Genomic DNA, 11,889 nt, shown 5'->3' with positions numbered 1-11,889 from the left:
GAGGGTGCCCGTCGTCGTTGCCGGGTCAGGCGACGCCGAGGTAGGCCTCCTTGACCGACGGGTCGGCGAGCAGCTCCGCGCCGGTCCCGGACTTCACCACGCGCCCGGTCTCCAGGACGTAGCCGCGGTGGGCGCGGCTGAGTGCCTGCTGGGCGTTCTGCTCGACCAGCAGCACCGTGGTGCCCTGCTCGTTGATCTCCTTGATGATGCGGAAGATCTGCTGGATGAACTGCGGCGCGAGGCCCATGGACGGCTCGTCGAGCAGCAGCAGCCTCGGCCGGGCCATCAGTGCCCGCCCGATCGCGACCATCTGCTGCTCTCCGCCGGACATGGTGCCGCCCACCTGCGACTTCCGCTCGGCCAGGCGGGGGAACAGGTCGAAGACCCGCTCGAAGTCCTCCTCGATGGCCTTGCGGTCCTTGCGGGTGTAGCACCCCATCTCCAGGTTCTCCAGCACCGTCATGCCGGGGAACACGCCCCGGCCCTCGGGCGACTGGGAGATCCCGCGCACCACGCGCAGGTCGGCCCGCATCTTGCTGATGTCCTGGCCGTCGAAGACCACCGACCCGCCCGACAGCGGGCGGATGCCCGAGATCGCGCGCATCGTGGTGGTCTTGCCCGCGCCGTTGGCACCGATCAACGAGACGATCTCGCCCTCATCCACGTGCAGCGTGATGTCGGTCAGCGCCTGGATCCGTCCGTAGTGGACGCACATGCCGTTGAGCTCAAGCAGCGCCATCGTCGGGCACCCCCAGGTAGGCCGCGATCACCGCGGGGTTGTCCCTGATCTCCGCGGGCAGCCCCTCGGCGATCTTCTTCCCGAACTCCAGCACGACGATCCGGTCGGTCACACCCATGACGAGCTTCATGTCGTGCTCGATGAGCAGGACCGTGTAGCCGTCGTCGCGGATCTTGCGGATGAGCCCCATGAGCTCTTCCTTCTCCGCCGGGTTGAAGCCGGCCGCCGGCTCGTCGAGGCACAGCAGCTTCGGTTCGGTCGCCAGCGCGCGGGCGATCTCCAGCCGCCGCTGGTAGCCGTAGGGCAGGTTGCGCGCCTTGTCCGCGGCGCGGTCGGCGATGCCGACGAACTCCAGCAGCGCCATGGCCTTGTCCACCGCCGCCTGCTCCTCCCGGTGGTGCCGGGGCAGCCGGAGCAGGGCGCCGATCACGCTGGTCTTGTGCCGCGCGTCGGTGCCGACCACGACGTTCTCCAGCGCGGTCATCTCGCCGAAGAGCCGGATGTTCTGGAAGGTCCGCGCGATGCCGAGGCGGGTGATCGCGTTGCGCTTGGCCCGCCCGAGCGGCTTGCCCTCCAGCAGCACCCGCCCCTTCGTCGGCCGGTAGACACCGGTCATCACGTTGAAGCAGGTGGTCTTGCCCGCGCCGTTGGGGCCGATCAGGCCGAGGATCTCCCCGCGCCGGATCTGGAAGCTCACCGAGTCCATGGCGGTCAGGCCGCCGAAGGCCATGGTGACGTCGTCCAGCTCCAGCAGGGTGTCGCCGACCTCGACGGCGATCTCCCTGTCGGGGGCGACGGCCTCGGCCACCTCGGCCTCGTGCGCCGCCCGCTCCTGCGGGGTCATCCGCTCCAGTTCCGCGACCAGGCCGCCCTCGGCGGGGACCTCGGGCTCGGGCGTGGTGTCCGCCGCGTGGCTCACGACTGCACCCCCTTGGCCGAATCGATCATGGAACTCTCCTTGGCGATCTGCTCCGGTCTGCCCAGCAGCTTCCGGTACGCCTGCCGCCCCTTGGCCAGCAGTCGCTGGCGCGAGCCGAGCAGGCCCTGCGGGCGGAAGATCATCAGCACGATCAGCGCCAGGCCGAAGATCAGGTACTTGTACTCGGCGATGGCCTGGAAGCGGTCCGGGATGTAGGAGATCACGAACGCGCCCAGGATGACACCGACCTTGTTGCCGGAGCCGCCGAGCACCACCGCCGCCAGGAACAGCACGGAGGTGACCACGTCGAACTTCTGGTTGTTCACGAAGCCGATCTGGCCGGCGTAGATCGCGCCGGAGAGGCCGCCGATCGCCGCGCCCATGGTGAACGCCCAGATCTTGAACTTGAACGTGGGCACGCCCATGATCTCGGCAGCGTCCTCGTCCTCCCTGATGGCCACCCACGCGCGCCCGACGCGGCTGCGCTCCAGGTTCCCGACCAGGATCAGGACCACGATGATCACCGTGACGACCAGCCAGTACCACGGCGTGCCGTCGGAGGAGTTGAAGATCGCCGTGCCGTCGGCGTTGAGGCCCTCCGGCCGCCCGACGTCCTGGAACCCGCGCTGACCGCGCAGCGGGGCCACGTTGTCGGCGAGCAGCCGGACGATCTCGCCGAAGCCCAGCGTCACGATCGCGAGGTAGTCACCGCGCAACCGCAGCGTCGGTGCTCCGAGGATGACCCCGGTGACCATCGTGACCACCACAGCGACCGGGATGATCGCGATCCACGGGTAGTCCCACCGCAGCGCGGAGTCCGGGCTGGTCAGGATCGCCGCGACGTAGGCGCCGACGGCGAAGAAGCCGACGTAGCCGAGGTCGAGCAGACCCGCCTGGCCGACCACCACGTTGAGCCCGATCGCGATCAGCGCGAACCGGGCCGCGTTGAACAGGGCGATCTGGAAGTCGGTTCCCGGCTCGGTGGTCAGCAGCGGCGGGTTGAGGATCGGCAGCGCGTAGATCAGCACCACCACCGGGATGAGCACGCCCCACTGCTGGAACCGGTTCAGCCCGTTCCACCAGTCGCGCACGCGCTGCCCGAAGGGCGCCTTCTCGCTCTTCTGGGTCTGAAGGTGTGCGCTCATACCCGTGCCTTCCCAAGGGACTCGCCGAGGATGCCCGTCGGCCGGAACATCAGGATCACGATCAGCAGCACGAAGGCGACGATGTCGCGCCACTCCCCGCCCAGCAGCGACTGGCCGTAGTTCTCCACGACACCGAGCAGCAGGCCGCCGAGCAGCGCGCCGCGGAGGTTGCCGATACCGCCGAGCACCGCGGCGGTGAACGCCTTGATGCCCAGCAGGAACCCGCCGTTGTAGACCACGCCCTGCGGGATCTGCAGGATGTAGAACACGGCGGCCGCACCGGCGAGCACACCGCCGATGAGGAAGGTCAGCATGATCACGCGTTCCCGGTTGACGCCCATCAGCGTGGCGGTGACCGGGTCCTGCGCCACCGCGCGCACGCCCCGGCCGAGCCGGGAGCGGTTGATGAACATGTCCGCGACCACCATCAGGACCAGCGCGGCGACGAACACCAGGAGCTGGATGTTGGTCACCCGGGCGCCGAAGATCGTGAAGACCTCGGTCGGCCGGATCAGCCGCAGGGCCGGTTCCGGGTTCGCTCCCCTGGAGACGAAGAACAGCTGCTGGATGACGAACGAGGCGCCCACCGCGGTGATCAAGAAAACCAGCGTCGGCGCGTTGCGCTTGCGCAGCGGCCGATAGGCGATTCGTTCCAGTACGACGGCGGAGACCCCGGAAATGATCATGGCGACCGCCATCATCAACAACAGGAAGCCGATGATCTCGACTATGCCGAGTTTGGCAGTCGGACCGGGCTTGAGGCCGAGCGCCTCCATGGCGAAGTAAGCGCCGAAGGCGCCGGTGATGAAGATTTCGGAGTGTGCGAAGTTGATGAGACGGAGGACGCCGTAGACGAGCGTGTAGCCCAGCGCGATGAGGGCGTAGATGCTGCCGTAGGCGAGGCCGTCGACCGTGTTGCTCCAGAACTGGTCGAGGAAGAGGCCGACGTTGAAGTCGATCCAGCTGTCCTCGGCCTGCGCGAGCATGGCCGTAGCTTGAACAATCACTGATCTGCCCGTTCCCGTGCAAAGCGCTGGGGCGCGGCCCGGCAGGCGTTACCCGCCGTGACCGCGCCCCAGTGCGACAACCGTTGCGTCTAGCTCTGCAGGTGTTACGAGCCGATCGGCTTGTTCTTGACGATCTTGCCGCCCTCGACCTTGTAGGACCACACCGGAGTCTCGGTGAGCTCACCGGTGGCGTCCCACTTGAACTTCTTGGTCAGTCCCTGACCCTCGTAGGTCCGGACGAACTCCAGCACGCCCGCGCGGTCCTTCTTGCCGCTGTCGATCGCCTTGAGCAGGATCGTCGCGGCGTCGTAGCCCTCGGCCGAGTAGGTCGACGGTTCGGTGTTGGCGAGCTTCTTGTACTCGTCGGTGAACTCCTTGAACTCGTCGGCGGGCACGCACGGGCACGTGAAGTAGGCGCCCTCGGCGGCGTCGCCGGAGTTCTTGACGAACTGGTCGTCCTTGGTGCCGTCCGGGGCGACCAGCTTGGCGGTCACGCCCTTGTTGAACAGCTGGTCGGCCAGCGGGGCGGCCTCGGTGTAGTAGCCCGAGTAGAAGATCGCGTCCGGCTTGGCGGCCTCGACCTTGCTGACCGTGGCCGCGAACTCCTTCTGCTTGCTCTTGACCTGGTCCTCGCAGACGATCTTGCTGCCCAGCGCCTCCTTGACGGCGGCGGCGAGACCACTGCCGTACTCGGAGTCGTCCCGGATCACGCAGACCTTGGACGCCTTCAGGTCGTCGGTGATGAACTTGGCCGCGGCCGGGCCCTGCACGCTGTCGTTGCCCAGCGCGCGGAAGAAGGTCTTCCAGCCGTTCTTGCTCAGACCCGGGTTGGTGGCCGAGGGGCTGATGGTGACCAGGCCGGCGTCGCTGAAGGTCTTGCCGACCGCCTTGGACTCACCGGAGAACGGCAGGCCGACGACGCCGAGGATGTCCGGCGTGTTCACCGCCTGCGCGACGACGCCGGGAGCCTTGTCCGGCGAGCCCTCGGAGTCGAACTCCCGCAGGTTGACCACGCAGCCGGGGTTGGCCGCGTTGTGCTGCTTCACGGCGAGGCGAGCGCCGTTGAGAATGGCGAGTCCGAGCGCGGCGTTGTCACCGGCGATGGTGCCGATGTAGGCCAGCGAGGCGTTGCTGCACTGCGCCTTGCCGTCGCCACGCGGGTCGGCGGCGTTGGCCGCCTTCGTCGGAGCGGCCGCGCCGCCCGACGTCCCACCGGTCGATGAGGAATTGTCGTTGCCCCCGCACCCTGCGATCGCCAGCGCCACCGCGGCCGTCGTCGCCAGGGCCCGTACGAGTCGTGTCCCAGACACCCGTACCTCCGTAAACCCAATTCACCACAATGCACGCTTGCCCAGTGGTGAGCCCCGTTCCATCAGGGGCGTGGTCAGGGCAGGAAGCTAACTGTCGAAATGGGACATTGCCCAGGACCCGTCTACGCTCGTAGCCACATCGTGACGGTAGAGAGCAACCGGACTCGTCCATTAGTTTGACAGAAATGGACATTCGTCACCGACGGGTGACGCGGCCGTTACTTCTGGTCAACTAATATTCTCGACCACGGCTTCCGCGACCGCCTTCATGGTGGTCCGCCGGTCCATGGCGGTGCGCTGGATCCAGCGGAAGGCCTCGGACTCCGACAGGCCCTGCTTGTTCATCAGCAACCCCTTGGCACGCTCGACCACCTTGCGGGTCTCCAGCCGCTCGGTGAGCCCGGCGACCTCGCTCTCCAGCGCCTGCAGCTCCGCGAACCGGGAGACGGCCAGCTCGATGGCGGGCACCAGGTCGCGCTTGGCGAAGGGCTTGACCAGGTAGGCCATCGCACCCGCGTCGCGGGCGCGCTCGACGAGGTCGCGCTGGCTGAACGCGGTGAGGATGACGACGGGGGCGATGCGCTCGCCCGCGATGGCGGCCGCGGCCTCGATGCCGTCCTTGCGCGGCATCTTGACGTCGAGGATCACCAGGTCCGGCCGCAGCCGGGTGGCGAGCTCGACCGCCTCCACCCCGTCGGCGGCCTCGCCGACGACCTCGTAGCCCTCCTCGCGCAGCATCTCCACCAGGTCCAGGCGGATCAGGGCCTCGTCCTCGGCGACCAGGACGCGACGCTGGACGGGCTTGGCCTCGGGGGCCTCGGTAGCCGGCTGGGTCACCGGGGTCCTCCTCTGTCGGATGTGCCGGAGCCGGGCCGCTCGCGCGGCTCCGGGCCCGGACACGGGTGGTCATGGCCGAGTCCGCAGTTTACTCGCGCGCACCGGCCGCGACCGGGACCGAACGCTGTGACGTTGCGCCGAAAAGCGCCGGGCACCCGGCAGCGGCACGGGCACCGGACGTCCACAGTGGACGATAACGGCACCGTCCGAGGTGGACGGTGCGGTCACCGCGTCATGACCGCGGTCGGCACGCGTCGCACTGGCGGACGACCGCCGAGGACGAGGACCGCCACCGCCCGCCGCCCCGGACGCGGACCCGGCTGACAACGCCGGGACCCTCGGCTATAGAGGAGGTAGGGCCGCACGGCCCGGGACGGAGGACCACCATGAGCGAGAGCACCAGCAGGAGGAGATCAGTCGTCGGCACGATCGTCGGCGTCTGCGCCGCCGTCGCCGTCCCCGTCGCCACCACGCTCGGCGCGCTCGGCGCCGCGCTGTTCGTCGCCGCCAAGCACAGCGGCCCCGAGCCGGCCCCCGGCTTCGGCCCGAACCCGGTCGCGGAGGAAACGATCGAGGGCTCCGGAACGACAGACAGGGCAGCGGGCGCCGAACTCCCACGCTGAACCAGCAAACGGGCGAACCGGCCAGAAAACGGGCGGCGCCTCGCGTGAGAATGGCCCGGGAAGGGCGTCGGCGGTTTGACCGCCGCGCCGCCAGGTAATCCCGGCCGGTACCCGGAGCGTTGACGCTCCGCAGGAGGGAGGACTATCCGATGGCCGATGGGCGCAAAAAGAGGTCGGCGATCGTCGTGGCGCTGACGCTGGGTGTCTCCGTGGTCGTCCCCCTCGCGGTGACCACACTCGGCGCGGTGGGCGCCGCGTTGTTCGTCGCGGCGAAGTACAACACCTCCGAGACCACCGTCCCGCCCGCGCGGGCGACGGCCGAGAACGCACCGGGAAACTCCGGTGACCAAGAAGCGATCTCGACCACAGCCGGTTGATCCCTGTTCACTCGCCCGATGACCGTCGACCGCAGGTCGGCGGTCATCGGCGTACCGGCTTCGGACCGGGCGGCACGGCGAGCGACCACATGCCACCCGGTCGGGTGGCCCACCATCCCTACTCAGCCAAGGTTTCCGCTGATAGGGTGACGCGTTTACGCATTCCGGTGAAAACGAAGACGTTTCGGCATCCGCCAGGGCGCCGACACTCTAGGGTGTACTCCCTCGATCACCCTGTGCTATCGTTCGCGTCATTTCGACGGCCTGTTCGCACTGGAAGGGTTATCTCCAGCTGAACATATTGGAGAATACGACGGTGGCAATCCCACGAAGTAGAGCGCACAATCGCCACCGCGCGGAGCAGGCATTTCTACTGCAATCACCGCTATCCCGCACGGCGGCATTCCTCTCACCTGCGAAAAGTCCCCGGGATAGTTCAAGACTTTGTGGAGCGTCGTGAAGACGGACAACGGTATCAACAAGAGCCACAAGTCGATCAGGACGCGGCTCACCGGCACCGTTCTGATCCCCAGTGTGGCGCTGCTGGTGATGTGGCTGGCGGGCTCGTCGTTCTTCCTCTTCGACAGCGTGTACGTGCGTGCGGTGCTCAGCGGCGTGCAGGACGTCTCCATCCCCGCCGTCACCGCGCTCGCCTCGGCCGAGAAGGAACGCCAGCTGAGCATGGCCTACCTCGGCAGGCCCGAGAACGGGCTCACCGAGCTGCACTCCCGGCAGCAGCAGACCGACCGCTCGCTCACCACGATGCAGGCGGCGGCCAACGAGCTGGCGAAGAACGCCCCGCCGGAGATCGTCGACCGGCTCCAGCGGATCAACGGGTTGATCGCCCAGCTGCCCAAGATGCGGGCCAGGGTGGACTCCCGGGAGATCACCAAGACCGAGACCTACAAGTTCTACAACGACATACTCGACGCGGGCACCGACCTCTTCGAGACGCAGGCCCGCGTCCTGCCCGACGTGACGGTGGCCCTCGGCGGCCTCACGTCCTCGTCGTTGTTCCGCGCCACCGACCTCATGTCCCGGGAGACCGCGCTGATCTCCAGCGCGTTCGTCTCCTCGACCCTGAGCGCGGATGAGCACTACGAGCTGACCAAGCTCGTCGGCGTCTACCACACCGAGCTCACCACGAAGATCGCCTTTACCCGGCCAGGCGTGCAGGAGGGCTACCAGCGGCTGATCGAGAGCACGGCCTGGAAGCAGCTGGAGCAGGCCGAGCAGGCGCTGATCAACTACGGGCCGTGGCCGTCGAGCGGCTCCCGCAACCGGGCCGATCCCCCTGTCACCGAACGGCAGTGGACCGACATCACCAACCAGGTCGGCAACGAGCTGCTCCGGCTGACGATCCAGAACGCCCAGGAGGTCTCCTCGATCGGCCTCGCCGAGGCCGACACGGCGCTGCTGAACGTGGCCATCGGCACCGTGCTGGCGCTGATCGCGGCGATCGCGGCGATCGTCATCGCGCTGCGGATGTCCCGCAAGCTCGTCGACAAGGCCCTCGTCGTCCGCCTGGCCAGCCTGCGCAACGAGGCGCTCGAACTGGCGCACCGCAAGCTGCCCAACATCGTCAACCGACTACGCCAGGGCGAGACGGTCAAGGTCTCCGCCGAGATCCCCGAGCTCGACTACGGCAAGGACGAGATCGGGCAGGTGGCCAGCGCCTTCAACGCAGCGCAGCTCACCGCCGTCGCCGCCGCGGTCAAGGAGGCCCAGGCGCGCGAGGGCATCAACAACGTCTTCCTCGGTATCGCCCACCGCAACCAGGGCCTGGTGCACCGCCAGCTGAAGATCCTGGACAAGATGGAGCGGCACGAGGAGGACCCCGAGCAGCTCGAAGGCCTGTTCCAGCTGGACCACCTCGCCACCCGCGCCCGCCGCAACGCCGAGAACCTGATCATCCTCGGCGGCGAGCAGCCGGGACGGCGCTGGCGCAACCCGATCCGCCTGGTCGACGTGCTGCGCGCGGCGATCTCCGAGACCGAGCACTACGTCCGGGTCCGGCTGCAGCGGGTGCCCGAGGCCGCGGTCGTCGGTTCCGCTGTCGCCGACACCATCCACCTCGTCGCCGAGCTTGTCGACAACGCGACCTCGTTCTCCCCGCCCCGCTCCCAGGTCCAGGTGCACGGCTCGCTGGCGGCCAAGGGCGTCGTCGTCGAGGTCGAGGACCACGGCCTCGGCATGAGCGAGGAGGACCAGGCGGCGGCCAACGCGATGCTCAACGACCCGCCCGAGTTCGACGCGATGGCGCTCAAGGGCGACTCGCGGCTCGGCCTGTTCGTCGTCGCCCGCCTCGCCTCGCGCCTCGGCATCAAGGTGGAGCTGCGGACCTCGCCCTACGGCGGCACCCGGGCGATCATCCTGATCCCCAACGAGGTGCTGGCCTCCAAGGCCGCGCCCGAGACCACCTCCGACGGCCGCCCGCGCCTCGGCGGCCAGGACACCCCGCCCAACGGCACCCCGTTCCCACCGCAGAGCCGGACCGAGCAGACCGGGGTGGACCAGATGGCCACCCAGCAGCTCCAGGACACCGGTCCACGGCTGGGCGCGGATCTGGAAAGCTTCTGGTCCGACCCGCTCAACGGCGACGACGACAGCGGCAGCCAGCTGAACCTGCTCGGCGGGCTGAGCTTCGGCGCGGTGCGCGAGGAGCGGGGACAGGACCCCACCGGGTACACCCCGGATGGGCCGGGAACGGACCGGAGCGGACATGACAGAGCGGGACACGACACCGGGGGTGGCCACCCGATGGAGACGCCCAGGTACAGCCACACCGGGCCGATCCCGATCCATACCGGCAACAGCCTGACAGAGCAATCCGTTCCGGAGAGCTCGTCGGTGACGCCGCCGGATAACGTCGGTCAACGGCCGGCGTTGCCCCGGCGCAGACCACAGGAGAACCTCGCCCCCCAGCTCAGGGAGGAACCCGCACCGGTCCCCCAGATCATCGAGGACGCGAGTGAGAACCACCGCTCCCCAGAAGAGATCCGCAACACCATGTCGGCCTTCCAGCGGGGCACCCGTGAAGGCCGCAACGCGGACAGTCCGTTCGAATCATGAGCCACGTGGAAGACGGAGAAGGTCACTCCCACATGAGCGAGAAGGCTAACCAGCACACCGACCTGAACTGGCTGCTCGACGAGCTGGTCAGTCGGACTGTCGGGGTCCAGCACGCGGTGGTGCTCTCCGCTGACGGACTGCTGATCGGGCGCTCCAAGGCGCTGTCCAAGGACGACTCCGAGCACCTGTCGGCGATGGCCTCGGCGTTCCAGAGCCTGGCGCGAGGCACCGGCCGTCACTTCGGTGGCGGGGCCGTCCGGCAGACCGTGGTGGAGATGGAGCACGCCTTCCTCTTCGTCACAGCGGCCGGCCGGGGCGCCTGTCTCGCGGTGCTCGCCGAGGAGAACGCCGACGCGGGCATGATCGCGTACGAGATGAACCTGCTCGTCAAGCAGGTCGGTGTCTACCTGAGCTCCGCTCCCCGGTCCGAACAGGCTGCGGCCAACGGCGCGTCGAGGGCGTGATGTGATGTCCGAACCAGACGACCGATGGTTCGACGAGGCAGCAGGTCCCCTGGTCCGCCCCTACGCCATGACCAGGGGACGCACCCGCCCCGGAAACACCGAGCTCGACCTGGCCACCCAGGTCGTCGCGGTGTGGACCGAGAACGACTCGGGCTCACTGAGCACCGAGCACCAGTCCATCATCGAGCTGTGCCGCACGCCGTTATCGGTCGCGGAGGTCGCTGCCTACATCGACGTGCCGTTGGTCGTGGTCAAGGTGCTGCTCAGCGACCTCATCGAACGTGGTGACGTGGTGGCGAGGGCGCCTCGGATGGCGAACAACCTGCCGGACCGGAATCTACTTCAGGCGGTGCTTGATGGTGTCCGTAGAATCTGAGGCCCAGGGAGCCGCGATGGCGATCCCCACCTCGGTCAAGGTCCTCGTCGCGGGCGGTTTCGGCGCCGGCAAGACGACGATGGTCGGCTCGGTCAGCGAGATACCCCCGCTGAGCACCGAGGAGCTGCTCACCGAGGCCAGTGCCGATGTCGACGACCTCGTCGGTATCGAGGAGAAGACGACGACCACGGTCGCGTTGGACTTCGGTCGTATCACCATCAACGCGGAGATCGTGCTGTACCTGTTCGGCACGCCCGGCCAGAACCGTTTCTGGTTCATGTGGGACGAGCTGGCCAACGGCGCGATCGGCGCGATCGTTCTTGTGGATACGCGCAGACTCGACAGCTCATTCCCGTCGGTGGACTTCTTCGAAAGACGGAAGATCCCGTTCATCATCGCGGTGAATTGCTTCGACGACGCCCACCACTATCAGGTCGAGGAAGTTCGGCAGGCTTTAGCTCTCAACGCCGAGATTCCCATTCTGATGTGCGACGCGCGGGAACGGGAATCGAGCAAGCAGGCTCTGGTGTGCCTCGTGGAGCACGCGTTGAGCAAGGTTCCGGCAACGGCGGACGGTGGCCGGTAACCGGAAGCGCACGCAAGCGCACATGCTCCGGGTACGGAGTGAGCCACGCGAACGGCGGCGGTGCCGGAGCCCTCAGCAAGCCCCACCGGGTGACGAGGGTCCCGGCGCCGCTTCGCTTCGGCCTCAGTACTTGCGACCTGGAGAAGTACCTGGTTACGATCTTGCGCGACCATCCAGGGCGAACGCGAAATGATCTCAATTGATTGTGGTCACTTTGTGTAGCACGAGACGACAAAGCGTAACCCGCTTAGTGACAGGCCGTGACCAGCCCGCCACTATGTAGTGATAGGGCAGTCACTGAATGAGCGGTATTGGCACCAAGATCATTTCGCGTAGCATTGTTCAATAGTTGACAGTTCAATTTCTCTGCAAGAATATCGTCGGCCTTTACGAGTCGCCGACCACTTCGGCGAGCTGTTCGTTCTGGCAGGAGG

12 protein-coding genes are annotated in these 11,889 nt (G+C 67.6%); 6 read left to right on the top strand and 6 right to left on the bottom strand.

Translation table 11 applies throughout. From position 1 onward, the window contains the following. Positions 1-25: 25 nt before the first annotated feature. The 6 genes from ACFFQA_RS32195 to ACFFQA_RS32170 form a co-directional block, all read right to left on the bottom strand. Positions 26-739, bottom strand: a complete 714-nt coding sequence (locus ACFFQA_RS32195; RefSeq protein ID WP_377860493.1) for an ABC transporter ATP-binding protein — start codon at positions 737-739, stop codon at positions 26-28. Next, the gene (locus tag ACFFQA_RS32190) at positions 726-1,583 is read right to left on the bottom strand and encodes an ABC transporter ATP-binding protein (protein ID WP_377860856.1); all 858 of its coding nucleotides are present in this window, start codon (positions 1,581-1,583) and stop codon (positions 726-728) included. Before ACFFQA_RS32190 ends, ACFFQA_RS32195 begins: the two co-directional genes overlap by 14 nt. Before the next feature lie 71 nt (positions 1,584-1,654). Further along, positions 1,655-2,803: a branched-chain amino acid ABC transporter permease gene (locus tag ACFFQA_RS32185; RefSeq protein ID WP_377860491.1), complete on the bottom strand. Its 1,149-nt coding sequence runs from the start codon at positions 2,801-2,803 to the stop codon at positions 1,655-1,657. Next, entirely contained in the window at positions 2,800-3,789 is a 990-nt protein-coding gene (locus ACFFQA_RS32180) for a branched-chain amino acid ABC transporter permease (protein WP_377860489.1), read from the bottom strand. Before ACFFQA_RS32180 ends, ACFFQA_RS32185 begins: the two co-directional genes overlap by 4 nt. A gap of 125 nt (positions 3,790-3,914) precedes the next feature. Continuing rightward, on the bottom strand, positions 3,915-5,120 hold the full coding sequence (locus tag ACFFQA_RS32175) for a branched-chain amino acid ABC transporter substrate-binding protein (protein WP_377860487.1): 1,206 nt from the start codon (positions 5,118-5,120) through the stop codon (positions 3,915-3,917). A gap of 228 nt (positions 5,121-5,348) precedes the next feature. Then, the gene (locus ACFFQA_RS32170) at positions 5,349-5,957 is read right to left on the bottom strand and encodes an ANTAR domain-containing response regulator (RefSeq protein ID WP_377860485.1); all 609 of its coding nucleotides are present in this window, start codon (positions 5,955-5,957) and stop codon (positions 5,349-5,351) included. Between the two features lie 386 nt (positions 5,958-6,343). On the opposite strand from ACFFQA_RS32170, the gene ACFFQA_RS32165 reads away from it, so the two are divergent. The 6 genes from ACFFQA_RS32165 (at position 6,344) to ACFFQA_RS32140 (ending at position 11,455) form a co-directional block, all read left to right on the top strand. Continuing rightward, positions 6,344-6,580, top strand: coding sequence for a hypothetical protein (locus tag ACFFQA_RS32165; protein WP_377860483.1), 237 nt, complete (start codon positions 6,344-6,346; stop codon positions 6,578-6,580). Positions 6,581-6,729: 149 nt separating this feature from the next. Then, positions 6,730-6,957 (top strand): hypothetical protein, encoded by a 228-nt coding sequence (locus ACFFQA_RS32160; protein WP_377860481.1) that lies wholly within the window; start codon positions 6,730-6,732, stop codon positions 6,955-6,957. 456 nt (positions 6,958-7,413) lie between these two features. Next, complete coding sequence (locus ACFFQA_RS32155; RefSeq protein ID WP_377860479.1) at positions 7,414-10,029, top strand: sensor histidine kinase; 2,616 nt, start codon at positions 7,414-7,416, stop codon at positions 10,027-10,029. Between the two features lie 32 nt (positions 10,030-10,061). Next, the gene (locus tag ACFFQA_RS32150) at positions 10,062-10,493 is read left to right on the top strand and encodes a roadblock/LC7 domain-containing protein (RefSeq protein ID WP_377860478.1); all 432 of its coding nucleotides are present in this window, start codon (positions 10,062-10,064) and stop codon (positions 10,491-10,493) included. Positions 10,494-10,497: 4 nt separating this feature from the next. Next, positions 10,498-10,869: a DUF742 domain-containing protein gene (locus tag ACFFQA_RS32145; RefSeq protein WP_377860477.1), complete on the top strand. Its 372-nt coding sequence runs from the start codon at positions 10,498-10,500 to the stop codon at positions 10,867-10,869. After that, entirely contained in the window at positions 10,850-11,455 is a 606-nt protein-coding gene (locus ACFFQA_RS32140) for a GTP-binding protein (protein WP_377860475.1), read from the top strand. Before ACFFQA_RS32145 ends, ACFFQA_RS32140 begins: the two co-directional genes overlap by 20 nt. Positions 11,456-11,889: the final 434 nt, after the last annotated feature.

Source organism: Allokutzneria oryzae, assembly GCF_042429765.1.
Lineage (GTDB): Bacteria > Actinomycetota > Actinomycetes > Mycobacteriales > Pseudonocardiaceae > Allokutzneria > Allokutzneria oryzae.
Note: the sequence above shows the minus strand (reverse complement) of the source record. Positions and strands in the feature narration are given on the sequence as shown.

Excerpts from the sequence above, each read along its gene's own strand:
- ACFFQA_RS32190 (WP_377860856.1), bottom strand. The coding sequence starts at position 1,583 with ATGACCCCGCAGGAGCGGGCGGCGCACGAGGCCGAGGTGGCCGAGGCC.
- ACFFQA_RS32140 (WP_377860475.1), top strand. The coding sequence starts at position 10,850 with ATGGTGTCCGTAGAATCTGAGGCCCAGGGAGCCGCGATGGCGATCCCC.
- ACFFQA_RS32165 (WP_377860483.1), top strand. The coding sequence starts at position 6,344 with ATGAGCGAGAGCACCAGCAGGAGGAGATCAGTCGTCGGCACGATCGTC.
- ACFFQA_RS32180 (WP_377860489.1), bottom strand. The coding sequence starts at position 3,789 with ATGCTCGCGCAGGCCGAGGACAGCTGGATCGACTTCAACGTCGGCCTC.
- ACFFQA_RS32150 (WP_377860478.1), top strand. The coding sequence starts at position 10,062 with ATGAGCGAGAAGGCTAACCAGCACACCGACCTGAACTGGCTGCTCGAC.
- ACFFQA_RS32185 (WP_377860491.1), bottom strand. The coding sequence starts at position 2,803 with ATGAGCGCACACCTTCAGACCCAGAAGAGCGAGAAGGCGCCCTTCGGG.
- ACFFQA_RS32195 (WP_377860493.1), bottom strand. The coding sequence starts at position 739 with ATGGCGCTGCTTGAGCTCAACGGCATGTGCGTCCACTACGGACGGATC.
- ACFFQA_RS32145 (WP_377860477.1), top strand. The coding sequence starts at position 10,498 with ATGTCCGAACCAGACGACCGATGGTTCGACGAGGCAGCAGGTCCCCTG.
- ACFFQA_RS32160 (WP_377860481.1), top strand. The coding sequence starts at position 6,730 with ATGGCCGATGGGCGCAAAAAGAGGTCGGCGATCGTCGTGGCGCTGACG.